General features: G+C 64.8%; 24 protein-coding genes. 9 read left to right on the top strand and 15 right to left on the bottom strand.

Annotation, left to right across the window (positions count from 1 at the left end; genetic code table 11):
- Positions 1-26: 26 nt before the first annotated feature.
- From BI327_RS39785 to BI327_RS39775, 3 genes are all read right to left on the bottom strand, one after another.
- Positions 27-284, bottom strand: coding sequence for a hypothetical protein (locus BI327_RS39785; RefSeq protein WP_076867101.1), 258 nt, complete (start codon positions 282-284; stop codon positions 27-29).
- A 287-nt stretch (positions 285-571) separates the two neighbouring features.
- Positions 572-997 carry a hypothetical protein gene (locus tag BI327_RS39780; protein ID WP_076867100.1) on the bottom strand — a complete coding sequence of 142 codons (426 nt, stop codon included), beginning with the start codon at positions 995-997 and terminating at the stop codon, positions 572-574.
- A gap of 76 nt (positions 998-1,073) precedes the next feature.
- A complete protein-coding gene (locus BI327_RS39775; protein WP_076867099.1) occupies positions 1,074-1,820 on the bottom strand; it encodes a S1 family peptidase in 747 nt (248 codons plus the stop codon).
- A gap of 442 nt (positions 1,821-2,262) precedes the next feature.
- Here BI327_RS39775 and BI327_RS39770 point away from each other — a divergent pair, with 442 nt between their 5' ends.
- Together BI327_RS39770 and BI327_RS39765 are read left to right on the top strand one after the other, a co-directional pair.
- Positions 2,263-3,255, top strand: coding sequence for an SPFH domain-containing protein (locus BI327_RS39770; RefSeq protein WP_076867098.1), 993 nt, complete (start codon positions 2,263-2,265; stop codon positions 3,253-3,255).
- Positions 3,248-3,460: a hypothetical protein gene (locus BI327_RS39765; RefSeq protein WP_076867097.1), complete on the top strand. Its 213-nt coding sequence runs from the start codon at positions 3,248-3,250 to the stop codon at positions 3,458-3,460. Before BI327_RS39770 ends, BI327_RS39765 begins: the two co-directional genes overlap by 8 nt.
- A gap of 284 nt (positions 3,461-3,744) precedes the next feature.
- Here the strand turns inward: BI327_RS39765 and BI327_RS39760 are convergent, their stop codons facing one another.
- The gene (locus BI327_RS39760) at positions 3,745-4,203 is read right to left on the bottom strand and encodes a GYD domain-containing protein (RefSeq protein WP_245335074.1); all 459 of its coding nucleotides are present in this window, start codon (positions 4,201-4,203) and stop codon (positions 3,745-3,747) included.
- A 244-nt stretch (positions 4,204-4,447) separates the two neighbouring features.
- On the opposite strand from BI327_RS39760, the gene BI327_RS39755 reads away from it, so the two are divergent.
- Entirely contained in the window at positions 4,448-5,398 is a 951-nt protein-coding gene (locus tag BI327_RS39755; protein ID WP_076867095.1) for an aldo/keto reductase, read from the top strand.
- A 189-nt stretch (positions 5,399-5,587) separates the two neighbouring features.
- On the opposite strand, the gene htpX is transcribed toward BI327_RS39755, so the two are convergent.
- Complete coding sequence (gene htpX / locus BI327_RS39745) at positions 5,588-6,520, bottom strand: zinc metalloprotease HtpX (RefSeq protein ID WP_076867123.1); 933 nt, start codon at positions 6,518-6,520, stop codon at positions 5,588-5,590.
- Positions 6,521-6,745: 225 nt separating this feature from the next.
- The gene (locus BI327_RS39740; protein WP_076867093.1) at positions 6,746-8,401 is read right to left on the bottom strand and encodes an ATP-binding protein; all 1,656 of its coding nucleotides are present in this window, start codon (positions 8,399-8,401) and stop codon (positions 6,746-6,748) included.
- A gap of 186 nt (positions 8,402-8,587) precedes the next feature.
- On the opposite strand from BI327_RS39740, the gene BI327_RS39735 reads away from it, so the two are divergent.
- From BI327_RS39735 to BI327_RS39715, 5 genes are all read left to right on the top strand, one after another.
- On the top strand, positions 8,588-9,940 hold the full coding sequence (locus BI327_RS39735) for a lytic murein transglycosylase (protein ID WP_245335073.1): 1,353 nt from the start codon (positions 8,588-8,590) through the stop codon (positions 9,938-9,940).
- Between the two features lie 293 nt (positions 9,941-10,233).
- Positions 10,234-10,737: a DUF1993 domain-containing protein gene (locus BI327_RS39730; RefSeq protein WP_076867092.1), complete on the top strand. Its 504-nt coding sequence runs from the start codon at positions 10,234-10,236 to the stop codon at positions 10,735-10,737.
- Positions 10,738-10,825: 88 nt separating this feature from the next.
- Positions 10,826-11,686, top strand: a complete 861-nt coding sequence (locus BI327_RS39725) for an SDR family NAD(P)-dependent oxidoreductase (RefSeq protein ID WP_076867091.1) — start codon at positions 10,826-10,828, stop codon at positions 11,684-11,686.
- An 87-nt stretch (positions 11,687-11,773) separates the two neighbouring features.
- Positions 11,774-12,877 carry an alkene reductase gene (locus BI327_RS39720; protein ID WP_076867090.1) on the top strand — a complete coding sequence of 368 codons (1,104 nt, stop codon included), beginning with the start codon at positions 11,774-11,776 and terminating at the stop codon, positions 12,875-12,877.
- A gap of 187 nt (positions 12,878-13,064) precedes the next feature.
- Positions 13,065-13,898 (top strand): tetratricopeptide repeat protein, encoded by an 834-nt coding sequence (locus BI327_RS39715; RefSeq protein WP_076867089.1) that lies wholly within the window; start codon positions 13,065-13,067, stop codon positions 13,896-13,898.
- A gap of 92 nt (positions 13,899-13,990) precedes the next feature.
- Here BI327_RS39715 and BI327_RS39710 read toward each other — a convergent pair whose 3' ends face one another.
- The 9 genes from BI327_RS39710 to glpD all read right to left on the bottom strand — a co-directional run bounded on the left by BI327_RS39710 (position 13,991) and on the right by glpD (position 22,868).
- Positions 13,991-14,233, bottom strand: a complete 243-nt coding sequence (locus BI327_RS39710) for a hypothetical protein (protein WP_076867088.1) — start codon at positions 14,231-14,233, stop codon at positions 13,991-13,993.
- A gap of 44 nt (positions 14,234-14,277) precedes the next feature.
- The gene (locus BI327_RS39705) at positions 14,278-14,988 is read right to left on the bottom strand and encodes a hypothetical protein (protein ID WP_076867087.1); all 711 of its coding nucleotides are present in this window, start codon (positions 14,986-14,988) and stop codon (positions 14,278-14,280) included.
- Between the two features lie 177 nt (positions 14,989-15,165).
- Positions 15,166-16,908, bottom strand: coding sequence for an ABC transporter substrate-binding protein (locus tag BI327_RS39700; protein ID WP_167386936.1), 1,743 nt, complete (start codon positions 16,906-16,908; stop codon positions 15,166-15,168).
- Between the two features lie 115 nt (positions 16,909-17,023).
- Positions 17,024-17,350 (bottom strand): DUF2160 domain-containing protein, encoded by a 327-nt coding sequence (locus tag BI327_RS39695; protein ID WP_076867085.1) that lies wholly within the window; start codon positions 17,348-17,350, stop codon positions 17,024-17,026.
- 9 nt (positions 17,351-17,359) lie between these two features.
- Positions 17,360-18,166 (bottom strand): carbohydrate ABC transporter permease, encoded by an 807-nt coding sequence (locus tag BI327_RS39690; protein WP_021075985.1) that lies wholly within the window; start codon positions 18,164-18,166, stop codon positions 17,360-17,362.
- Positions 18,166-19,140, bottom strand: a complete 975-nt coding sequence (locus BI327_RS39685) for a carbohydrate ABC transporter permease (protein ID WP_076867084.1) — start codon at positions 19,138-19,140, stop codon at positions 18,166-18,168. The genes BI327_RS39690 and BI327_RS39685 overlap by 1 nt, the downstream gene beginning before the upstream one ends.
- On the bottom strand, positions 19,140-20,225 hold the full coding sequence (locus BI327_RS39680; protein ID WP_076867083.1) for an ABC transporter ATP-binding protein: 1,086 nt from the start codon (positions 20,223-20,225) through the stop codon (positions 19,140-19,142). Before BI327_RS39680 ends, BI327_RS39685 begins: the two co-directional genes overlap by 1 nt.
- Positions 20,212-21,327, bottom strand: coding sequence for an ABC transporter ATP-binding protein (locus tag BI327_RS39675; RefSeq protein WP_076867082.1), 1,116 nt, complete (start codon positions 21,325-21,327; stop codon positions 20,212-20,214). The genes BI327_RS39680 and BI327_RS39675 overlap by 14 nt, the downstream gene beginning before the upstream one ends.
- A complete protein-coding gene (gene glpD / locus BI327_RS39670; protein ID WP_076867081.1) occupies positions 21,324-22,868 on the bottom strand; it encodes a glycerol-3-phosphate dehydrogenase in 1,545 nt (514 codons plus the stop codon). The genes BI327_RS39675 and glpD overlap by 4 nt, the downstream gene beginning before the upstream one ends.
- Positions 22,869-23,219: 351 nt before the next feature.
- Here glpD and BI327_RS39665 point away from each other — a divergent pair.
- Positions 23,220-23,453, top strand: a 234-nt coding sequence (locus BI327_RS39665) for a transposase (protein WP_143271787.1), incomplete at its 3' end; no start/stop codon positions are given.

The following is a 23,453-nucleotide window of genomic DNA, read 5'->3' as shown; positions in this document are numbered from 1 at the left end:
CTCCCATGGAGGGGGAGGGTCAAGAGTCAATCCACCGGCGCAAACGCCTTGCACCAGCCGTCCTTGCTGATCGTGCCATCGACCACCTTGCAGCCGTCGGGCGCGACGAACAGCGTGCACATGCCGCAGGAGTAGATGCCGTTCGGCATGTTCTGATAGTCGGCCTGCGGCTTCGTCATCTTGTCCGAGGCTGCGGCGGTTCGCAGCAAAAGCGTTGCGGGAAGTCCCGCGATGGCCGCGCCGATGACGGCGCGCCGCGAACGTCCGGGTTGTTGTTGGGCCATTGGAGTTGTGTCTCCACTTGTTACCGGTTGTCATCGTAACCGTCATTGCGAGCAAAGCGAAGCAATCCAACGCTCGCAGCCGAACTCTCGGTGTCATCGCCCGGCTTGACCGGGCGATCCAGTATTCCAGAGGCAGCAGTGCCTGAGCCGATAGGCCGCGGCGTACTGGATCGCCCGGTCAAGCCGGGCGATGACATGGATTCCGGGCTCGTGCTTCGCACGCCCTCAGATGCGCAATTGTGCACCGGGGAATGACGAGAGGACGGACGCGCGACCGGCGCGACCCCTCAGGGTTTGCGCAGATTGAGCGAGAAGCGCAGGTTGAGTGGCTGCAACATTTCCGGCGGCGGCGCCTCGCCGACATTGCCGCGCTTCAGGATGGTGCGCAGATCCTCGGTCGCGCCGGCGTCGTTGAACGCGGGAAACGTGACGCGCTCGACGGTGCCGTCCGGATTGAGCCAGGCACGCACCACGAGCGTCGGCGGCGGCCCGTTCTCCTTGCCGGAATGCTCGATGACCCAGTTACGGAACCGATTGGCAACCGTCTCGTCGGCCGCGATCCATTCCTCGAACCGGTATTTCACGAGCTTGGCGAACTGCGCCCAGGCCGGCGGCGCCTGTTCGGGATTGCGAAAGTCTTGGGCGTGGACCGGCGCTGTGGAGAGGACCAGCAGGCCGAACGAGAGCACGAGCGTGCCCCGCAGAATGAGCATGGTTCTGGACAAGGGTTGACCGCGGACAGCAGGCTGACAGGACGACGCGAGAACGTTCGCGGCTGCAACTAGTCGCTCATTGTTGCAGGCATGTGACGCGCGCCGAGATGCTGGCCGCGCGATGCGCGCGGGACGCGGTGCCGCTCATCTGCGGCCGGTCGTCTTCCTGGAAGCGGACGCCATGCGCGGCAAGAAAGGATTTGGCGTGCGCGGCATCGACCGCCAGCACGCGATCGATCGTGGTCCTGCGGCTCACCACGCCTTCGACGAGGCCACGGGAATCCAGCACCGGCGCACCGCTGGTGCCGAAGGTGACATTCGAGCGCAGCACGAGGTGCTCGGGATCGCGCAGGCTGGTGTCGACGAAGGCATTGCCGAGCGATCCACCATGGGCAAGCATCGGCTTCAGGCGATCATACGCCTCGGCAAACACCATGTCGTTGGCGGCGGACGCGGTCGCGCGCGGGAATACCGCTGCGAGGCCGAGCGTGCGCGGCACCTTGATCAAGGCGATGTCGGTCGTGGCCTGTGCCACCATGCGCGCCGCGACGGCGCGGCCTTCCTTGCTGACGACAATGCGGGCGCAGTCGGCGACGGCATGACGCGCGGTCAGCATGTGGCCGAGATCGTCGACGAAGAACGCGGTGCCGTCGAGCCGCTGGCTGATCGCCGGCGGGCCGGTGACGTCACGCGCCAGCGGCTTCGCCGCCTCGATCTGCCGTGCCGGTTGAAACAGCGAGAATGGCACCTGCGCGGCCGCCTCGCGCGGCACGAAGCCATCGAGCGCGCAGCCGATCAGGACACCGAAGGCCAGCCGGATCATGCGAACAGCCAATTTCGTGCGCGCCGCCAATGCCGCGCGGCCTGAAATCGAAACCGAGTGCTGCACCTTCAGACCCCAACCCCGCGCCCGACGCCGCCGCGCAACCGCTTTGCCGACAACGCCTCTACATACACCGCACTCTCTACTTCATTTCGCGCGGCGTAACCGATTTTCCAAGGCGGCATCTTGTCGGCGGTCCAAGGCCATCAAGCACGCTGTGCAAAGCACGCGCCTGAGCTTGAGCGGAGTCGCAAAACCGGGGGCGACCTCATGCCGATCCTGCCCGGACTATCCCGCTCCGTCGGCGACTGGCCTACATGATTGTTCCGGCTCGAAAATATGTCGATCGCGGCGACGTCAGACGCCGCCCCTTCCGCTCGCGCCTATTTTATGATATCAAAAAATATCAGCAATTATGCTGGATGCATCAGGGGTTTGTCCCATGACCATGCAAGACCATTCCGCTTCAGGCCTTTCCTCGATCAAGGTCAGGGTCGACGACCGCCCGGCCATTCTCGTCGGCAGCGGCTATGTCGCGCTGCTGATCGCGCTGATCTTTCTCGTGCTCACCGTCTGCATCGCCTACGGCGCATTCACGCGGAATGCCTATGGCGATCTCCATGCCTCGACTTGGTCGCTGCTCGGCGCGCTGCTGTGCCTTGTCGTCGCCATCCTGTTCGGCTCGTCGATCTATTCGCTGCAACCGAACGAGAGCGCGGTGCTGACATTGTTCGGCGCCTATGCCGGTACGGATTCGGCGCCCGGACTGCGCGCGACGGTACCGCTGTTCAAGATCGCGAAGGTGTCGCAGCGGGTCCGCTACCATGAATGCGGCAAGCTGAAGGTGAACGATTTGATCGGCAACCCGATCGAGATCGGCGCCGTCGTGGTCTGGCGCGTCGACAACAGCGCCAAGGCGATCTTCCAGATCGAAGACTATGCCGACTTCGTCGGCGCGCAGACCGAATCGGCGCTGCGCCACATCGCCGGCCGCCATCCCTATGATTTCGACGAGGCGGTCGCGCATGCCGGTCCCGACGAAGCGGTCAGCCACGACCAGGTGGCGGCACGCACGCTGTCGCTGCGCGAGAGTGGCGACCAGGTCACCAACGAGCTGATCGTCGAGCTCAAGGAGCGCCTTGCGGTGGCCGGCGTGACCATCGACGAAGCCTGGATCAACCATCTCGCCTACGCGCCGGAGATCGCCCCGGTGATGCTGCGCCGCCAGCAGGCGAGCGCTGTCATCGCCGCGCGCAAGCTCGTCGTGTCAGGCGCCGTCGACATCGTCAAGGAAGCGCTCGACAAGCTGAAGGAGCAGACCGACATCGATCTCGATCCCGAGCGCAAGGCGGCGATGGTGTCGAACCTGCTGGTCGTGCTGGTTTCCGACAAGGACGCGACGCCGGTCGTCAACACCGGGACGCTGTATGCCTAAGCGCGGGCGCCCCAAGGGGCCGGACAAGGAGCCGATCCTGCTGAGGCTCGGCAGCCCGCTGCTCGACATCCTCGACCGGCTGGCCGCCGCGGAATTCCGCTCGCGCCAGGGCCAGATCGAGAAGCTGTTGCACGAGGCGCTGCTCCGGCGCGGCGCCTGGCCGCCGAAGGCGGACGCGAGAGAAGACTCATCGGACTCTGATTAAGACGCCTGCGACCTCGACGCCGGCGCATCGCCAGACGTCGCCGCAGATCGGCGACACGCCGCGAGCGAGGTGGCGGACGTCATGCGACGACACAACCGGCCGGGGCTTGCGAGCCAGCATGCGCGCGCGACATCCGCCCGAGCTGATGCCCATCCGTTGAACGCGCCTCGGATCAGCGGCGCGCAACGGCCCTCGCCTCCGCGCGGGACGCTGCGAAGCGCCGCCGCGCGAGAGTGACAGCGGTCGTCAGATCGATCTGCGCCGCGTTCGGTCGTTCGTAGCCGTCAGCTGCCGGGAGGCGAGTAGGCAGCCTTGAGCTTGCTCGCGTGCTGACGCACCACCTTGATCTCATCCTGGGTAAACAGCCGGACCAGCTTCACATTCTGCATGGTGCCCGCCGCCACGACGACGCCGCTGATCGCAGGAGCGATGCTCGGATCCGGCACGTCGAAGATCACCATCACGCCAGGGCCATCGACCGACATGCTGTACATCGAAATCAACTTGCCGCCGGCCGCCTCGATCAACTTCCGCGCGGCCTCATATCGATTGGTTGCCGGGTTTTCCATGATGTTATTGAGAGCACGTGGCGTGTATTCACCAGAGAAGCAGAAATGCATGGCAATCGCTCCGTTTGGCTGGAATGAAAAAACATTCACCCGGGCGCGCGGCCCCGGCAGAGCATTACGTACTGAAAAATGAAAAGGATTGGCCTGCCGATGGCCAGGTGCGCTGCCGCTCATTCTCCGGAATTCGGCGTGACCGGTGGCAGCTCGCCGCGCAATCTACATCAAGCGCACGGCAAATGAAATCGCATTCCTGCGCGCGAATGAATCGGTCCATTGATCGACGCCACACTGAGGGGCAGCGTGCCTGACCTGACGCACGCATGACGGCACGTTCCCCTTGCAGCGCAGCGTCTTGCAAACAAGATCGATCTGCCTCAGTGTCCGGCGGCTCTCGTCAAGAACAAGCGAAAGAACAAACATGAAGCATCGCCAGCTCGGCCGCTCCGGCCTCACCGTCCCTCCCCTCTGCTTCGGCTGCAACGTATTCGGCTGGACGGTGGACGAGACGTCCTCGTTTCGCCTGCTCGACACCGTGCTCGATCAGGGGCTGACATTCCTGGATACGGCAGATGTCTATTCGCGCTGGGTGCCGGGGCACAGCGGCGGCGAGTCCGAGACGATCATCGGCAAATGGATGAAGGCGCGCGGCAACCGCAACCGCGTCATCCTCGCCACCAAGGTCGGCATGGACATGGGTAACGGCAATGTCGGGCTGAAGCCGGACTACATCGCGCGCGCCGTCGAGGACTCGCTGCGGCGGTTGCAGACCGATCACATCGACCTCTATCAGTCGCACAAGGACGACGAGACCACACCACAGGAACAGACGCTCGCGGCCTATGACAAACTGATCAAGGCGGGCAAGGTCAGGGCGATCGGCGCCTCGAACTTCTCGCCGGAGCGGCTGAAGGCTGCGCTCGATATTTCCAAGGCGAACAACCTTCCCCGCTATGAGAGCATGCAGCCCGAATACAGCCTGGCGGAACGGTCGAGCTACGAAGGCGCGCTGCAACGCGTCTGCGAGGAGAACGACGTCGGCGTGATCACGTTCTTCTCCCTCGCCGCGGGATTCCTGACCGGCAAATATCGCTCGGAGAGCGACTTCGCCAAGAGCCCGCGCGGCACGCGCAGCATTCCCAAATACATGAACCCGCGCGGCATGCGCATTCTGGCCGGCCTCGACGAGGTCGCCGCCGAGACCCGCGCCGAGCCGGCCGCGGTCGCGCTCGCCTGGCTGATGGCAAAACCCTCCATCACCGCGCCGATTGCCAGCGCCACCAAGCCCGAGCAGGTCACGACGCTGGTCGCGGCTGCGAACCTCGAGCTGAGCAAGGACCAGGTTGCACGGCTGGATGCCGCGAGCGCGTAGCGGCGACCTGCTAACCGGTCTGCACCGTCATGGCCGGGCTTGTCCCGGCCATCCACGTCCTTCTTCGCCTGGAAAGGAAGACGTGGATGCCCGGGACAAGCCCGGGCATGACGAACCTGCTGGCGATCGCATCGATTGCCAAAATCCAAATGCCGTACGCTCGCGCGAAAAGCGCGCTCTGCCCCTGCCCTACCCCCACGGCCCGCGCTGGCTGGACGATCCGCCCCACGGGCTGCGCGGCGGATAGGCCGCGCCTGCGGGGCGCGGCGCGGTCTGGGTGCCGAGTTCGGCGGCGAGCTGCTGTAGCGCGGCGATGCGGTTCGCGGTCGAGGGGTGGGTGGCGAACAGATTGTCGACGCCGTGGCTCGACAGCGGATTGATGATGAACATGTGCGCGGTGGCCGGATTGCGCTCGGCCTCCATGTTCGGCACTTGATGCGCCGAATTCTCGATCTTGGCGAGCGCGGACGCCAGCCACATCGGCTGGCCGACGATACGCGCACCATAATTGTCGGCGGCGTATTCGCGGGTGCGGCTGATCGCCATCTGCACCAGCATGGCGCCGAGCGGCGCCAGGATCATCATCGCGATCGAGCCGACGATACCAGGGCCGTTGTTGTTGCGGTTGCCGCCGAAGAACATGCCGAACTGCGCCAGCATCGAGATCGCGCCGGCGATGGTCGCCGTGATCGTCATGGTCAGCGTGTCGTGGTGCTTGATATGCGCAAGCTCGTGCGCGATCACCCCGGCGAGCTCCTCGCGGCTCAGCTGCTGCATCAGGCCGGTGGTGACGGCAACCGCCGCGTTCTCCGGATTGCGGCCGGTCGCAAACGCATTGGGCTGCGCCTCGTCCATCAGGAACACGCGCGGCATCGGCAGGCCAGCGCGCTGCGCGAGCTCGGCGACGAGTTGGTAGAGTTCGGGCGCCGAACGCGCGTCGACCTGATGGGCGCCGTACATCGACAGCACCATGCGATCGGAGTTCCAGTAGGTGAACAGATTTGTCGCAGCCGCGACGATCAGCGCGATCACGGCGCCGGTGCCGCCGCCGATCAGATAGCCGACGCCCATGAACAGCGCGGTGAGGCCGGCAAGCAGGAGCGCGGTACGAAAATAGTTCATCGTGGTTCCCTGGCGGCAGGCGGAATGCTGCCACAACTGACGCCGCTGAGGTAGGGATTTTGCCGATCGCGCCGCAAGGGGAAGGCGTGCGTCGCAGCGACGCGGCGCGGATTAACGATTGGTCATCTGTCGTTACGTAGCCCGCATGAGCGAAGCGACATGCGGGGAGACCGCCCCCGGATATCGCTTTCGCTCATCCGGGCTACGGCATCTACGGCATCGCGCCTACTCCGCCGGCTCCTGCTGCGCGATCGCCGTCTCGTCGTTGCGCAGCGCAACCCGCAGCATGCGGGCGAGCTGGGCGCGGCTGTAGGGCTTGGCCAGGAACAGGATGCCCTGCTCGAGCTTGCCGTCCTGGTCGATGGCATCATCGGTGTAGCCCGACGTGAACAGCACGCGCAGACCGGGCCGGCGCCTTGCTGCCTCGGTGGCAAGGTCACGCCCGTTCATGGCGCCGGGCATGATGACGTCGGTGAACAGGAGATCGATCGGCGTGCCGCGGTCGAGCACGGCGAGCGCTTCGGCGCCATTGTTGGCCGACAGCGTCGCGTAGCCGAGACTCTCGATCTGGGTCAGCACGTAGGAGCGCACCAGTCTGTCGTCCTCGACGACCAGCACGATCTCCTGCGCGCCGCGGACCTCCGGCTGCCGCCGCTCGGGTATCGCACCCGGCGAGATCACCGCCGCACGCGGCAGATAGAGCGTCACCCTGGTGCCGTGGCCGACCTCGCTGTCGAGCACGATGTGGCCGTTGGACTGCTTGACGAAGCCGTAGACCATGCTCAAGCCCAGGCCGGTGCCCTTGCCGACGTCCTTGGTGGTGAAGAACGGCTCGAACACCTTGGCGAGATCGGCTTCCGCGATACCCTGGCCGTTGTCGATCAGCACGATCGCGACATAGTCGCCGGCGGCGAGCCCGTCCTGGCCGTGCGCGTCCGACGGCTTCAGCTCGGCGGTGCGGGTCTCGATCGCAAGCCGGCCGCCTTTCGGCATCGCGTCGCGCGCGTTGAGCGCGAGATTGATGATCGCGGTGACGAGCTGGTTGGAATCGACCAGCGCGCGCGGCAAGTCCGGCATCGGGCGAAAGTCGATATCGACATGGTCGCCGATGGTCGGCCGCAGCAGCTCGATGGTGTCGACCATCAGCGCATTGATGTCGACGTCGCTCGGTTGCAGCGGCTGCTTGCGCGCAAACGCGAGCAGATGCCGCGTCAGCGAGGCGCCGCGGTCGGCGGCGTCGCGGATCAGGGCGGTGATCTCGGTGAGTTGGCGGTTGTGGGTGACCGCCTCGGCCAGGATGTCGATGGTGCCGGTGATGACGGTGAGGATGTTGTTGAAGTCGTGCGCGATGCCGCCGGTGAGCTGGCCGACCGCTTCCATCTTCTGGGCCTGGCGGATCTTGCTCTCATTGGCCTCGGCCTCGCGGAAACGCTCGAGCAGGAATTCCGAGCGCTGGCGCTGCCGTCCCTCCTCTGCGAGCGCGACATGCGCCTCGCGCAGCTGCGCCTCGGTCGGGATCGCCAGGATCCGTGGGATCAACGGCCACAGCAGCACCGCGGTGAAGATCGAGGCGATTGCGGTCAGCGCCTTGAGCAGGCCTTCGAGGCCGTAGATCGGCACCCACAGCGTGTAGATCGAGAACACATGCGTGAGGCCGCAGGCGAGGATGAAGGTCGCGAACGGCCAGGCCATCCAGCCGAACTGGAAGTCGCGCCGTTTGGAGACGAGAATCGCCAGCGCAAACGGGATCGAGAAATACGAAGCGGCAATGATCGCGTCTGAAATCACGTGGAGCCAGATCAGCTCGGGCTCCCACAACAGGCAGATGCCGTGTGGCGAAAACGTCGACGAGTCCAAAAGACGCTCGAGAAAACTCCACATGGGTCCCTCCGGGCGTGATTGATCCGCCGACACCCCTGCCCGCGAATCATTAGGCCGATCATAGCGGCGGCGCTGCAACCTGCCGAAGCCCAATTGGTCTAACAGCGGCACCCCCGTTGTTGCCCGGTATCGCCCTGGTGTATGCAGGACGGGCCTCAAATCCCCTTCTCCCAGCCGGTGACATCGATGCCAGCTTCTCCCCTCCGCGCCCCGATCATGATCGCAGCGATCGCAGGCGCGCTGGCGCTCTCCTCGCTTGGTCAGGCACAGCAGTTGCTGCCCAATCCCACTGGGCCGGCCCCGGTGAGGCCGCGCCCGGCCGCCGTCGCCTCGCCAAGGGCCGCGCCCTGCCACAACGGGCAGAACTTCGATCGCTTCCTCACTGAATTGAAGCAGAAGGCAGTGGCCGCCGGCGTCTCGCAGCGCACGATCGCGGAGGCCGCGCCGTATCTCGTCTACGACCAGGGCATCGTCAACCGCGACCGCGGCCAGCGCGTGTTCGGGCAAATCTTCACCCAGTTTGCCGGCCGCATGGCCGCGAATTATCGGATGCAGCAGGGCCAGCAATACATCCGGACCTATGCGGCCGCCTTCGCGCGCGCCGAGAAGGAATATGGCGTGCCGCCGGCGGTGATTGCCGCGTTCTGGGGACTGGAGAGCGATTTCGGCGTCCAGATGGGCAATCTGCCGACGCTGAAATCGCTGGTGTCGCTGGCCTATGACTGCCGCCGCTCGGAGATGTTCCAGGGCGAGACCATCGCCGCGCTGAAGATCATCGAGCGCGGCGACCTGACTCCCGACGAGATGATCGGCTCATGGGCCGGCGAGCTCGGCCAGACGCAATTTTTGCCGACGCACTACTTCAACTACGCCGTCGACTATGACGGCGACGGCCATCGCAATCTCTTGCAGAGCGGCCCCGACGTGATCGGCTCGACCGCGAACTACATCGCCAACGGATTGAAGTGGCGGCGCGGCGAGCCGTGGCTGCAGGAAGTGCGCGTGCCGCAGGCCGCGAATTTCGCGAGTTTCCCTTGGGACCAGGCCGACCTCACGATCAAGCTGCCGCGCTCGAAATGGGTATCGCTCGGCGTCACCCTGACCGACGGCAAGGCTCTGCCGAATGACGAGCTGCCGGCCTCGCTGCTGCTGCCGATGGGCCGGATGGGCCCGGCGTTCCTCGCCTATCCGAATTTCGCTGCGTACACCGAGTGGAACAACTCGCTGATCTATTCCACCACCGCGGGCTATCTCGCCGGCCGCATCGCGGGCGCACCGCCGATGCAGCGGCCACACGCGCCGGTCGCGCAGCTGCCGTTCAACGAGATCAAGGAACTGCAAGGGCTGCTTGCGCGCGCCGGCTACGATGTCGGCAAGATCGACGGCGTGCTCGGCCAGGCGAGCCGCAGCGCGGTCAAGGCGATGCAGATGAAATACGGACTGCCGGCGGATTCCTGGCCGACCGCGGAGCTGCTGGCTCGGATGCGCGGCGGCCGTGCGCAGCCGGCCGCGGACGCCGCGATGCCGGGGACGCGGTAAGACGTCGGCATCTCGTCCGGAATGGCTAGTCTGGCTCTCAGCCCGTCATCCCCGCGCAATGGCGTAGCCATTGTCGCTGGAGGTGCGAGCGCAGCGAGCCTCGAAGGATGAATCGGCCACACTGGGGCCTTACATCCTTCGAGACGCGCTTCGCGCTCCTCAGGATGACGGGAAAACAAAGAATATTTGACCAAATGTTACAGCTCCCCGCAGTTGTATTCTTCCAACCGCGGTCCCATTTGCAGCATCGCCGTTCGGTAACATCCGGACTTCATCAGCCCAGGGAGCATCACATGTCCTTTCATGACGCCGTCGTCCCCGCTTATCTGCAGATCCTCAACAGCCTCAGCGGTGAGCTGACCAAGGCCGAGGCGCATTGCGAGGCGAAGAAGATTGCGCCCGAGGTGCTCTTGGGATCGCGGCTCTATCCGGACATGCTGCCGCTGACCAAGCAGATTCAGCTGGTCTGCGACCACGCCGCGAGAGGCTGCGCTCGGCTGACCCATAGCGAGGTGCCGTCGACGCCCGACACCGAGAAGAGTTTCGGCGAACTGAAGCAGCGGCTGGCCAAGACCATCGACTATGTGAAGTCGTTCAAGCCCGCGCAATTCGACGGCGCAGACGCCAAGGACGTCACCTTCCCGATCGGCGGCGACCGCACCATGACCCTGAAGGGTCAGCAATTCCTCAGCGCCTTCTCGTTCCCGAACTTCTATTTCCACGCCGTGACCGCGCACGGCATCCTGCGCCACAACGGCGTCGAGGTCGGCAAGCGCGATTTCCTCGGCGTCAGCTGACGCGATATTCCCCGCCGCGGGATTTTAGCCTCGCACGCGCAGCCGTGCTACTGCTCCCTGACAACAACAAGACGTCAGGGAGCACGCCATGTCGACCACAACCCACGCCCCGAAAGCCATCGATCCTTCCGCATCGCTGCATGCCGAAGCGCTGGGACTGGCGAAGAACCACGGCCGCCTCGCCGGCCGGTGCATCATCGTGGTCGGCGCGGGACAGCGCACAACCGTCGACGAGCAACCGCCGATCGGCAATGGGCGCGCGATGAGCGTGCTGTTCGCCCGTGAGGGCGCCGCGGTCGCGTGCCTCGACGTCAACAAGGACGCCGCCGATGACACCGTCGCGCAGATCACAAGAGAAGGCGGCAAGGCCTTCACCGATGTGGTCGATGTCTCCGACGTCGCGGCGATCGCGCCCGCGGTCGAACGCTGCGCGCAAAGACTCGGCGGGCTCGACGGGCTGGCGCTGAATGTCGGCATCTCCTCCGGCCTGTCGCTGCCCAAGATGACGGCAGAGGCCTGGGACCGCGACTATGCCGTCAACGTCCGCAGCCACATGCTGTTCGCGCAGAAGGCGCTGGAGGTGATGGCGCCGGGCGGTGCGATCATTCTGATCTCCTCGATGGCGAGCCAGCGCGCCGGCGGCCGCAACCCGGCCTATGAATCCTCCAAGGCGGCGCAGATCGCGCTCGGGCGGGCGATCGCGCGGGCCGGCGAGGACAAGGGCATTCGCTGCAATGTGATCGCACCCGGCTTCATGGATACGCCGATGGGCCGCGACGCCAGCCGCAGGCGATCGGACCGCGCCGTGACAGTGCCTTTCGGCCGCCAGGGCACCGGCTGGGAGGTCGCCTATGCTGCGCTGTTCCTGATCTCGAATGAATCCTCCTACGTGAACGCGCACACTTTGTTCCTCGATGCCGGCCACATGGGCGGAATCGTGCGCGGCTAGCCTGCAATCTGGGCATGGACGGGCCATTGCGCTCGTCGCGGCAATGCACAACTCTCGTCTCATCAGTCACCCTCTGGAACATTTCACATGAGCCAACCGACCAAACTCCTCGAGCCCTACAAGCTTGGCGCGCTGACGCTGCCGAACCGCCTGGTGATGGCGCCGCTGACGCGCAACCGCGCGGTGCCGCCCGGCATGGTGCCAAGCCCGCTCGCGGTGGACTATTACGGCCAGCGCGCCTCCGCCGGCCTCCTGATCACCGAAGCAAGCCAGGTCTCGCAGCAGGGCCAGGGTTATCAGGACACGCCCGGCATCTATTCGAAGGAACAGGTCGCGGCCTGGCGTAAGGTCACCGACCGCGTGCATGAGCGCGGCGGCCGCATCTTCATCCAGATCTGGCATGTCGGCCGCATCTCGCACACCTCGCTGCAGCCGAACGGCGGCGCGCCGGTGGCGCCGAGCACGGGCCGCGCCAAGACCAAGACGTTCGTGAACGGCACCTTCGCCGATGTCTCCGAGCCGCGCGCGCTCGAACTCTCGGAGATCCCCGGCATCATCGAGGACTTCAAGCGAGGCACGGCGAACGCGCTGGCGGCCGGCTTCGACGGCGTCGAGATCCACGGCGCCAACGGCTATCTGCTCGACCAGTTCGCCCGCGACAGCACCAACAAGCGCACCGACGCCTATGGCGGCGGAATCGAGAACCGCGCCAGGCTGATGCTGGAAGTCTCCAAGGCGGTCGCCACCGAAGCCGGCGCCGATCGCACCGGCATCCGCATCTCGCCGGTGACGCCGGCCAACGACATCTCCGACTCCAACCCGCAGCCGCTGTTCGACTACATCGTCGACCAGCTCAACGCGCTGAAGCTGACCTATATCCACGTCATCGAAGGTGCCACCGGCGGCCCGCGCGACAATGCGCCGTTCGACTACGCCTCGCTGCGCAAGCGCTTCAAGCAGGCCTATATCGCCAACAACGGCTACGACTTCGCGCTGGCCGAGAAGGTGTTGGAGGCAGGAGCCGCCGACCTGATCGCGTTCGGCAAGCCGTTCATCTCCAACCCCGATCTGGTCGAGCGGCTCAAGGCCGGCGCCCCGCTCAACGAGTGGGACAAGGCGACCTTCTACGGCGGCGGCGCCAAGGGCTACACCGACTACCCGACCCTGAAGGCGACCGAAGCTGCGGAGTAACGCAACGTCCCCTCGATCAAATGGCCCAGAGTGCATCCGCGCTCTGGGCCATTTTCATGCGTCGACCCCTCACCGCTCTTCGCGGCCAGCAGTTGACCACTCCGCGTCCCGGTAAGCGCTGGTCATGACTTCCAGAGCCGCATAGCATGGCGCGTGACGAACAAGCCGGAAGTCGGTCGCGCACGGAATGAGCAAGGACACCACCGAGGATATCGTTCGACGCGCCACCACCGCGTTCAATGCCGGACGACATGGCGAAGCCGTCGAGCTCTGCGAGCGCGGCCTCGCGCACCAACCCGGCGAGCCGATGCTGAGCCATCTGCTGGCCGCCGTGCTGTTTGCCAAGGGCGAGATCGCGCCGGCGCGCAAGCATGTCGAGGCGAGCCTGGCGCGGCGCCCGGACAATGCGGCGGCGCGTCTGCTCGCCGGCCGTCTCGCCCGCTCCGGCGGCGAATTCGACGCGGCCCTGACGCATCTCGACCGCGCCATCGCACTGAAGCCGCAACGCGAGGCCTTCGTCGAGAAGGCCCGCACGCTGGAATTGGCCGGCCGCAAGGCGCAGGCGCGCGAGGCCTGGGAGGCGATCCTCGAGGCCATCCCGGAGCATCAGGAAGCCCGTGCGCGGCTCGGCCGGCTGGCCTGGGAGAATGGCGATCTCGCCGGCGCGGTGAGCCTGCTCGAGCGTGCCGCCGCGAGCGCGGCGCCCGCCTCGGTGTGGTTCGATCTCGGCGTCGCAAAGCAGGATTTGCGCGACCATGACGGCGCCGCAAGCGCCTATCGCAAGGCACTCGAGATCAAGCCGGACTTCGCTGAGGCCGCGCTGAATCTTGGGATCGTGCTTCAGGAGGCCGGCGACCCCGATTCCGCGATGCTCGCCTATGCAAGCGCCTATCGTCTGCGTCCCGACATGTTCGGCTCGATCGCAATGGCGTTGACCTCGGCCTCACATGGCCGACTCTGGATCGACGAGCGCGCGTTGCGTCTGGCCCTAGAGCCCAACTCTCTCCCGTCCCAAGACTAGCCCCAATTGCGATGATGGATTCTGCGGAATTGCTGGGCGGCCCACCCGGTATTTGCCGTCCAAGAAAGGCTATCCGAGCGCAAGGAAGCCCATCACTGCCCAAATCCCATGCTGAACAATATGTTGTATATGAGCGCGCCGATGAATGCGAAGCCGAAGCCGGCAAACAAGCTAACGCGATATTTGCGATTGTATTCTGCCAGGATAAAGGTCCCCCCAACCAGTGATGACCATTGCTCACCAACCTGGAGCGCACCCCAAATCATCCTCAAGAAGGTGAGTGTAAAAATCAGCGATCCAAGCGCAACCCAGGAGAGAAATGCTAACTCCAACATCAGCTCTCGGCTCCCTTAAAGACCGTGCACCTAGATCTCGCATGTTAGTGGGTTAGCCGGCCGCGCTTGGCGCGGAAATGCTTGCGGTAGACATTGGGCGCGGCGAGCACCTCGCCGACGACCTTCGAATAGGCTTCGCGATGCGCGTCGTCGAAGGCCTCGAACTTAAGTTCGGGGGCCTCGCGCGGCACGGCGAAGCATTGCGCGATCGGCGTCCCCTTCGGCAGCACACCGGCAAAATCAGGCCGGGTCCAGACCGCCGGGAAATTGATTCCGCCATCGTGAAAGCGGTCGGCGTCGACCAGCCCGGAGATCAAGCGGAACGGCAGGTCGTCGCGATTGACCGGATGCGTCGCGAACAGCGACCAGCCGGGTTCGAGCTCGATGGTCCAGAAGCTGTTGAATTTCAGTGCGGCCTGCCCGTCGGCGAACGGCGCGCCGTCAAATTGCGCGACGGGATGGAAGCTGAGCGGCGCGCGCGGATGGCCCTCAGTCGCCGGCTGCGGAATGTCCCAGTCCCAGGCGAACGCACCGCGCTCGACCCTGACATCGCAGGGCAGCGGAATCATCACGCCATAGGCCATCGCGTCGACGAAGGGCGGGCATTGCTTGACGGTGCGGATCTCGCGGCCGTGAATGCCGGAATGCGCCTTCGCCGGCATCGCACGCAGCCAATCGGGCAAAGCGCTGCGCGCCGGATACGGCCGCGGCAGATGATCGGCAAGCTGCGGATCGCAGCGAAAAATCATGCGCATGGCGAAACTCCGGGATCATGATGCGACGACGAGGAGGCGCGCGACGATCTCATCGCGTCATTTGAGCACAATCCGGAACCAGGCTCCACACTTCCGGATGGAGGCGTCGATCAAGCAAGAAAGGCCGGGATTGCTCCCGGCCTTTCGCAGTTTTCGGATGGCGTGGGCTGGTACGCCTTACTTCGCTTCGGCGCGCTTGGGCGGGCTCGCCGGCCACGACTTGATCAGCGTGTCGTAGTCGATCGTTTCGCCCTTCGGCTTCTCGTTCGCGAGCTTGCGCTGCGGAGCGATGGTGCCGTCCTTTTCGGCCTTCTTGTACCAGTACTCGGCGGTTTCCTTCTTGTTCAGCTTCGGTCCGCAGGCACCCTGCACACCGGACTTCTCAAGACGCTCCATCACCGAATCCTGGGCCGCGGCGAGCGCGTCCATCGCAGCTTGCGGCGTCTTCGCACCGGACGACGCATCGCCGATGTTCTGCCACCACAGCTGAGCGAGCTTCGGATAGTCGGGCACGTTGTTGCCGGTCGGGGTCCACTGCACGCGCGCGGGCGAGCGGTAGAACTCGATCAGGCCGCCGAGCTTCGGCGCACGCTCGGTGAACGACTTGTCCCAGATGTCGGATTCACGGATGAAGGTGAGACCGACATGGCTCTTCTTCAGGCTCGTCGTCTTGGAGACGATGAACTGCAGATAGAGCCAGGCCGCCTTGCGGCGATCGACGGGGGTCGACTTCAGCAGCGTGGCCGAACCCACGTCCTGGTAGCCGAGCTTCATGCCGTCCTTCCAGTACGAACCGTGCGGCGACGGAGCCATACGCCATTTCGGCGTACCGTCCGCGTTCATCACGGCGATTCCCGGCTTCACCATGTCGGCGGTGAAGGCGGTGTACCAGAAGATCTGCTGGGCGATGTTGCCCTGCGAGGGCACTGGGCCCGACTCGGAGAAGGTCATGCCCTGCGCCTGCGGCGGAGCATACTTCTTCATCCAGTCGAGGTATTTGACGATCGAATAGACCGCCGCCGGACCGTTGACGTCGCCGCCGCGCTCGACCGACGAGCCGACCGGACGGCAGCCTTCCATGCGGATGCCCCATTCGTCGACCGGCAGGCCGTTCGGAAGGCCCTTGTCGCCGTTGCCGGCCATCGACAGCCAGGCGTCGGTGAAACGCCAGCCGAGCGAGGGGTCCTTTTTGCCATAGTCCATATGGCCGTAGACCTTGACGCCGTTGATCTCCTTGACGTCGTTGGTGAAGAAGTCGGCGATATCTTCATAGGCCGACCAGTTCACGGGCACGCCGAGATCGTAGCCGTACTTGGCCTTGAACTTGGCCTTGTAGTCCGGGTTGGTGAACCAGTCGTAGCGGAACCAATAGAGGTTCGCGAACTGCTGGTCGGGCAGCTGGTAGAGGTGGCCGTTCGGTGCCGTCGTGAACGACTTGCCGATGAAGTCGTCGACGTCGAGCATCGGGTCGGTGACGTCCTTGGCCTCGCCCTTCATCCACTCGGTCAGGTCGACGGCCTGGCCGTAACGGAAGTGGGTGCCGATGAAGTCGGAGTCGTTGATCCAGCCGTCATAGACGTTCTTGCCGGACTGCATCTGGGTCTGGATCTTTTCGACGACGTCACCTTCCTGGATGATGTCGTGCTTGACCTTGATGCCGGTGATCTCCTCGAACGCCTTGGCGAGCGTGCGGGATTCATATTCGTGGGTGGTCAGGGTTTCGGAGACGACGTTGATCTCCATGCCCTTGAAGGGGGCAGCGGCCTTGATGAACCACTGCATCTCCTTCATCTGGTCGTCCTTGGAGAGGGTCGACGGCTGGAATTCGCTGTCAATCCACTTCTTTGCGGCCGCTTCGTCCGCCCGGGCGGGCGCGGCGATAGCCACCGAAGCCACAGCCAGCGCGACGACGCTGGTCATGGTCAGAAGACTATCCTTGGTGCTTCTCAAGTGTCGCATGTTGATTCCTCCGGTTGCAGCGACAAACTAAGTACCCCAGGTCCGGGTAGACCCCGGATCTGCTCTTTTTCGCCTCTCAGACGGTGCGAAAGATCACCGCAGCTGAGGCAAGCGAAATCAGTGTTGCGAGCCACAGGCTCGTAATATCAATGCCCTCACCGATCGGCAGGGTGAAAATCGGATCGGTGCCGACGAGGCCGATCCACAGCAGATGGATCACCGCCGCCAGCACCAGCGAAACGAACAGACGATCGCCGCGCGTGGTAGGAATCCGCAGCACACCGACCCGCTCGGCCTCGGGATAGGCGATCGCGAGCCAGGTCATCATCCCGAGCGTGCAGGCAAGCAGCACGAAGAAGATCGCGGTGGGCCAGGTCCATGCCATCCATGCGATGGATTCCATGATTGCCTCCTAGACCCGGCCAAGCGCGAAGCCGCGCGCGATGTAGTTGCGGACGAACCAGATCACGAGCGCACCGGGGATGATGGTGAGCACGCCGGCCGCCGCCAGCAGGCCCCAGTCCATGCCGGCAGCCGAGACCGTGCGCGTCATGATCGCCGCGATCGGTTTGGCCTGCACCGACGTCAGCGTCCGCGCCAGCAACAGCTCGACCCAGGAGAACATGAAGCAGAAGAACGCGGCGACGCCGATGCCGCTCGCGATCAGCGGCACCAGGATCTTGATGAAGAAACGCGGGAACGAATAGCCGTCGAGGAACGCGGTCTCGTCGATCTCGCGCGGCACGCCGGAGACGAAGCCTTCGAGGATCCACACCGCCAGCGGCACATTGAAGATGCAGTGCGCGAGCGCGACCGCCCACGGCGTATCGAACAGGCCGATCGCCGAATAGAGGTTGAAGAACGGCAGCGCGTAGACCGCCGCCGGCGCCATGCGGTTGGACAACAGCCAGAAGAACAGGTGCTTGTCGCCGAGGAAGCGGTAGCGCGAGAACGCGTAGGCCGCCGGCAACGCCACCGCGATCGAGATCACGGTGTTGATGACGACATATTCCAGCGAGTTGATGTAGCCGGAATACCAGCTCTCGTCGGTGAAGATGCGCCGGTAGTGCTGCAGCGTCGGCGTATGCGGCCACAGCGTCATCGTCGAGACGATCTCGGCGTTGGTCTTGAAGCTCATGTTGACGAGCCAGTAGATCGGCAACAGCAGGAAGATCAAAAACAGCGCCATGATCAGGCGACGACCGGGGATCGAGTGCATCAGGCCACTCCTTCCTTCGGTTTGAGCACGCCTGCGGGCCTGGGTGCGGCCGCTGGTTTGGGCTCGGCCGCCGGCTCGCCCTGCGCCACGGCCTTACGTTCGGTGCCCGCATTGGTCATCACGGTGTAGAACACCCAGCACACGATCAGGATGATCAGGTTGTAGACCAGCGACAGCGCTGCGGCCTTGCCGAGGTCGAACTGGCCGAGCGCGATCTTGACGAGCTCGATCGAGACGAAGGTCGTCGAGTTGCCGGGACCGCCGCCGGTGACCACGAACGGCTCGGTGTAGATCATGAACGAGTCCATGAAGCGCAGCAGCACCGCGATCAGGAGCACGCGGTTCATCTTCGGCAGCTGGATCGCCTTGAACACCGCCCAGCGCGAGGCGCCGTCGATCTGCGCCGCCTGGTAATAGGCGTCGGGGATCGACTTCAGGCCGGCGTAGCAGAGCAGCGCGACGAGGCTGGTCCAGTGCCAGACGTCCATCACGATGACCGTGACCCAGGCGTCGACCTCATTGGAGACGTAGTTGTAGTTGAAGCCGAGGTGATTCAGCACATAGCCGAGCAGGCCGATATCGGGACGGCCGAAGATCTGCCAGATGGTGCCGACCACGTTCCACGGAATCAAAAGCGGCAGTGCGAGGATGACGAGGCAGGCCGCGACGCTCCAGCCCTCGCGCGGCATCGACAGTGCGACGATGATGCCGAGCGGCACCTCGATCGCGAGGATCACGGCGGAGAAGAACAGGTTGCGGCCGAGCGAGGCCAGGAAGCGGCCGCCGAGATCGGTCGAGGGATCGAGCAGCTCCTTGAACCAGCCGACGCCGTTCCAGAAGAACTGGTTGTTGCCGAAGGTGTCCTGCATCGAATAGTTCACGACGGTCATCAGCGGCAGCACCGCCGAGAACGCGACCACCAGGAACACCGGCAGCACCAGGAACCAGGCTTTTTGGTTGATCGTCTTGTCCATCAGGCGACCCCTTCCACCAAATGGCTGTCGGCATAGACGTGGACATAGGCAGGATTGAAAACGAGACCGGCGGTGTCGCCGGAGACCGAGAAGCCCGGCGGCACGCGCGCCGCGAGCTTGGTATTGCCGACGCGGACGCGGGCGAACTGGATACGGCCGAGATCGTCGATCCGCTCGATAGTGGCCGACAGCAGCCCTGACGCGGGCGGCGCAACATCAACGAATTCCGGCCGCACGCCGATCTCGATCTTCTTGCCCGCCGGCAGGACGCCGTAATTGCGGCGCAGGCCGATGACATGGCCGTCGATCCGGGCCTCGTGGCCCGAGACCTCGGCGGGCACGATGTTCATGCCGGGCGAGCCGATGAAATAGCCGACGAAGGTGTGCGCCGGCTTGTCGAACAATTCGGCCGGCGTGCCGCTCTGCACCACGCGGCCGTCATGCATCACGACGACGGTGTCGGCGAAGGTCAGCGCCTCGGTCTGGTCGTGGGTGACGTAGATCATCGTGAGGTCAAGCTCGCGATGCAGCGCCTTGAGCTTGGAGCGCAGCTGCCATTTCAGCTCGGGATCGATCACCGTCAGCGGCTCGTCGAACAGCACGGCGGCGACGTCGGAGCGCACCAGGCCGCGGCCGAGCGAGATCTTCTGCTTGGCATCGGCGGTGAGCCGCGTCGCCTTGCGGTTCAGATATGGCGTCAGGTCGAGCAGATCGGCGATCTGCTTGACCCGGGCATCGACCTCGGCCCTGGCGACGCCGCGGTTCTTGAGCGGGAACGCCAGGTTCTCACCCACCGTCATGGTGTCGTAGATCACGGGGAACTGGAACACCTGCGCGATGTTGCGCTTCTGCGTCGACAGCGGCGTGATGTCACGGCCGTCGAACAGGATCTGTCCGCGCGACGGCGTCACGATGCCGGAAATCAGATTGAGCAGCGTGGTCTTGCCGCAGCCGGACGGCCCGAGCAGCGCATAGGCGCCGCCCTGCCGCCAGGTCATGGTGACCGGCTTCAGCGCAAAGGATTCCAGCGGCGCGTCGTTGCCGTTGTAGGACTGCGCGAGATCGACGAGGTCAATGCGGGCCATGAAGCATCTCCCTCACTTCGAGAAACTTTGTTGCGGGTGAAGCGACGAGGCGGTCGGCCGCGTCGAACACGAAGATGTTGGCGGGATCGAGCGCGGCGTCGAGCACCTGCCCGGGCTCATATTCATGCACGCCGTGCAACACCGCGACCCAGTTGGAGTCGTGGACATGGACGTGGACGAAGCTCTCCGAGCCGGTGATCTCGGTCACCGTCACGGTCGCGGAGAATTTGTGGTGGCCTGCCGCGGCGCTGCCGACCTCGAGCTGGTGGGCGCGGAAGCCGATCCGGTAGACACCGTCAGGCAGAGTGGCATAGAGCCCGGCCGCCGGCGCCTGCTCGCCGCCGGCATAGATCACCTGGGCGCCCTTCTTCTCGATGCCGATGATGTTGAGCGGCGGATCGGAGAACACCTGCGCGACGCGCAGCGTATCGGGATGACGGTACACCTTCGGCGTCGCGCCGGTTTGCAGCGCCTGGCCTTCCCACATGCACACCGTGTCGCCGCCGAGCAGCAGCGCCTCCGACGGCTCGGTGGTGGCATAGACGAAGATCGCGCCCGACGCCTCGAAGATCCGCGGCAGCTCGGCGCGCAGCTCCTCGCGGAGCTTGTAGTCGAGATTGGCGAGCGGCTCGTCGAGCAGCACGAGGTCGGCGCCCTTGACCAGCGCGCGCGCGATCGCGGTGCGCTGCTGCTGGCCGCCGGAGAGTTGCAGCGGGGTGCGCTTCAGATAGGGCTCGAGCCGCAGCAGGCCGGCCGCCTCCGTGACGCGCTTCTCAATCTCGGCCTTCGGCTTGCCCTGCACCCGCAGCGGCGAGGCGATGTTCTCGTACACCGTGAGCGAGGGATAGTTGATGAACTGCTGATAGACCATCGCGACCGAGCGCTGCCGCACATCGGCGCCGGTGACGTCCTTGCCGTCGACCAGCACGCGGCCGGTGGTCGGCTTGTCGAGGCCGGCGAGCAATCGCATGATCGAGGTCTTGCCCGACAGCGTCGGCCCGAGCAGCACGCTGAGCGTGCCACGCTCCAGCGTCAGCGAAACGTCGCGGATGGTCGGAATGCCATCCACGGTTCGCGTGACATTCTGCAGTGTAACGCTCATACCCGTCCTCCCGCTTCGCGGAGGGGACGTTCACCGGACACGCGGTTGGCGGCCATCCACTCGTCGAGCGCGGCGATTTCACCCGCCGTCATCCGCAAGCCCAGCTTGGATCGTCGCCAGACGACATCTTCCGCAGTCCGAGCCCATTCGTTCGCCATCAGGTACCGGACTTCACTCTCCGTCAAGGTGGCGCCGAAGGTGCGGCCGAGATCTTCAGCCGATGCTGCATTGCCCAAGATCTTGCTGGCGCGCGTGCCGTAGGCATGCGCGAGACGGTTGGCATGTGATGGCGCGAGGAACGGATGGTTACGAACCAGTTCGGCACTCAGCGCCGCGACCGCGGATACATCCATATCGCCGCCGGGCAGCGGTGCCTTGCCGGTCCAGCCCTCCTGCGCCTTCGTGCCGCGGAGGTAGGGCGACAGCCGCTCCAGGGCCTCTTCGGAGAGCCGGCGATAGGTCGTGATCTTGCCGCCATAGATCGACAGCAGCGGCGCACCGCCGGGCGTATCGAGCTCGAACACGTAGTCACGGGTCGCGGCCTTGGCCTCGCTCGCGCCGTCGTCATAAAGCGGTCGCACGCCGGAGTAATTCCACACCACGTCCTCGGGCTTCACGGGCTTGGCGAGATACGCGCTGGCGGAGGCGCAGAGATATTCGATCTCCTCCTGCGTCGCCTTCACCTTGGCCGGATCGCCGTCATAGTCGCGATCGGTGGTGCCGATCAGCGAGAAATCGTCCTGATAGGGAATGACGAAGATGATGCGGCCGTCGGCGTTCTGGAAGATATAGGCGCGGTCGTGGTCGTAGAGCTTGGGCACCACGATGTGCGAGCCCTGCACCAGCCGCACCTTGGCCCGCGCGTTGACGCCGGCGCCCGACGCCAGCACCTGCTCGACCCAGGGGCCGCCGGCATTGACCAGCACGCGCGACTGGATCGTCTCGCGCGAACCGCTCGTGGTGTCTTCGACCGTGACGTGCCAGACGCCGTCGACCTGCCTGATCTCGACCGCGCGGGTGCGGGTGCGGATCTCGGCGCCGCGATCGGCGGCATCGCGCGCGGTCAGCGCCACCAGCCGCGCGTCGTCGACGAAGCAGTCGGAATATTCGAAGCCCTTGGTGTAGCGGCCCGGGATCAACGGCTTGCCGACCACGTCGCGGGTCAGATCGACCGAGCGCGTCGCCGGCAGCAAATGCCGGCCGCCGATGTGGTCATAGAGGAAGAGGCCGAGCCGCAGCAGCCAGGCCGGGCGCAGGCCGGCGTGATGCGGCAAAACGAAACGCAGCGGGCGAATGATGTGAGGTGCGATTTGCCAAAGGATCTCGCGCTCGATCAGCGCCTCGCGCACCAAACGAAACTCGTAATATTCGAGATAGCGCAGGCCGCCATGCACGAGCTTGGTCGACCAGGACGACGTCCCGCTGGCCAAGTCATTCATCTCACAGAGGAAAACAGAATTACCCCGGCCCGCCGCATCGCGCGCGATGCCGCAGCCATTAACGCCGCCTCCAATGATGGCGAGGTCGTAAATCTGGTCCAAAGAACGCTTCCCCCGGCAACCGCCTTCGCTTTGACGGTTTTACTTTCGGATTGGAGTAAATCACAACCAAAAACGAAAGCAAAGCGAAAATGGGGAACTTTGGCTGGGGATTTCTTGGGCGGGATGATCGCGGCGGGGGCAGGCAAGGCTGACGCCCTCGCCCCATCGGCTTTCGCCGCTAGCGCTGGAGATGCGAGCATGGCGCGCAATTGCGCCGCTGCGCGGAAATCGTTGTGGGAGGATCAAGCGCGCAACTTCGTCGCACTCCACTGGATGCCCCGCTTTAAGCGAGGGCTTTGCAGAAGTCAGTGGGGATGATTCTCTTAGGTGAAGGATTCGCCGGAGGGATGGATGGCGGAGCGCCAGATTGGTCAGCTGAGCTTTACGGACGGGCTGGTGAGTGACGCGGCTCGAGCCAATGCGCCATTGCAGCGGGTGTCGGAACTGGTCGACTGGGGCGCGATCGAAGTGCTGCTGAGCGGCTTGCGCAGCGGGGCGATGGGAGCGCCAGCTTACCCGTCGCTGGCGCTGTTTAAGGCGCTGTTGCTGCAGCAATGGTATGGGCTGTCCGATCCGGGCCTTGAA

Source organism: Bradyrhizobium mercantei (assembly GCF_001982635.1).
Taxonomy (GTDB): Bacteria; Pseudomonadota; Alphaproteobacteria; order Rhizobiales; family Xanthobacteraceae; genus Bradyrhizobium; species Bradyrhizobium mercantei.
The sequence above is the reverse complement of the archived record's forward strand: the minus strand, read 5'-3'. Positions and strand labels throughout refer to the sequence as shown.

Excerpts from the sequence above, each read along its gene's own strand:
- BI327_RS39785 (WP_076867101.1), bottom strand. The coding sequence starts at position 284 with ATGGCCCAACAACAACCCGGACGTTCGCGGCGCGCCGTCATCGGCGCG.
- BI327_RS39780 (WP_076867100.1), bottom strand. The coding sequence starts at position 997 with ATGCTCATTCTGCGGGGCACGCTCGTGCTCTCGTTCGGCCTGCTGGTC.
- BI327_RS39775 (WP_076867099.1), bottom strand. The coding sequence starts at position 1,820 with ATGATCCGGCTGGCCTTCGGTGTCCTGATCGGCTGCGCGCTCGATGGC.
- BI327_RS39770 (WP_076867098.1), top strand. The coding sequence starts at position 2,263 with ATGACCATGCAAGACCATTCCGCTTCAGGCCTTTCCTCGATCAAGGTC.
- BI327_RS39765 (WP_076867097.1), top strand. The coding sequence starts at position 3,248 with ATGCCTAAGCGCGGGCGCCCCAAGGGGCCGGACAAGGAGCCGATCCTG.
- BI327_RS39760 (WP_245335074.1), bottom strand. The coding sequence starts at position 4,203 with ATGAGCGGCAGCGCACCTGGCCATCGGCAGGCCAATCCTTTTCATTTT.
- BI327_RS39755 (WP_076867095.1), top strand. The coding sequence starts at position 4,448 with ATGAAGCATCGCCAGCTCGGCCGCTCCGGCCTCACCGTCCCTCCCCTC.
- htpX (WP_076867123.1), bottom strand. The coding sequence starts at position 6,520 with ATGAACTATTTTCGTACCGCGCTCCTGCTTGCCGGCCTCACCGCGCTG.
- BI327_RS39740 (WP_076867093.1), bottom strand. The coding sequence starts at position 8,401 with ATGTGGAGTTTTCTCGAGCGTCTTTTGGACTCGTCGACGTTTTCGCCA.
- BI327_RS39735 (WP_245335073.1), top strand. The coding sequence starts at position 8,588 with ATGCCAGCTTCTCCCCTCCGCGCCCCGATCATGATCGCAGCGATCGCA.
- BI327_RS39730 (WP_076867092.1), top strand. The coding sequence starts at position 10,234 with ATGTCCTTTCATGACGCCGTCGTCCCCGCTTATCTGCAGATCCTCAAC.
- BI327_RS39725 (WP_076867091.1), top strand. The coding sequence starts at position 10,826 with ATGTCGACCACAACCCACGCCCCGAAAGCCATCGATCCTTCCGCATCG.
- BI327_RS39720 (WP_076867090.1), top strand. The coding sequence starts at position 11,774 with ATGAGCCAACCGACCAAACTCCTCGAGCCCTACAAGCTTGGCGCGCTG.
- BI327_RS39715 (WP_076867089.1), top strand. The coding sequence starts at position 13,065 with ATGAGCAAGGACACCACCGAGGATATCGTTCGACGCGCCACCACCGCG.
- BI327_RS39710 (WP_076867088.1), bottom strand. The coding sequence starts at position 14,233 with ATGTTGGAGTTAGCATTTCTCTCCTGGGTTGCGCTTGGATCGCTGATT.
- BI327_RS39705 (WP_076867087.1), bottom strand. The coding sequence starts at position 14,988 with ATGCGCATGATTTTTCGCTGCGATCCGCAGCTTGCCGATCATCTGCCG.
- BI327_RS39700 (WP_167386936.1), bottom strand. The coding sequence starts at position 16,908 with ATGACCAGCGTCGTCGCGCTGGCTGTGGCTTCGGTGGCTATCGCCGCG.
- BI327_RS39695 (WP_076867085.1), bottom strand. The coding sequence starts at position 17,350 with ATGGAATCCATCGCATGGATGGCATGGACCTGGCCCACCGCGATCTTC.
- BI327_RS39690 (WP_021075985.1), bottom strand. The coding sequence starts at position 18,166 with ATGCACTCGATCCCCGGTCGTCGCCTGATCATGGCGCTGTTTTTGATC.
- BI327_RS39685 (WP_076867084.1), bottom strand. The coding sequence starts at position 19,140 with ATGGACAAGACGATCAACCAAAAAGCCTGGTTCCTGGTGCTGCCGGTG.
- BI327_RS39680 (WP_076867083.1), bottom strand. The coding sequence starts at position 20,225 with ATGGCCCGCATTGACCTCGTCGATCTCGCGCAGTCCTACAACGGCAAC.
- BI327_RS39675 (WP_076867082.1), bottom strand. The coding sequence starts at position 21,327 with ATGAGCGTTACACTGCAGAATGTCACGCGAACCGTGGATGGCATTCCG.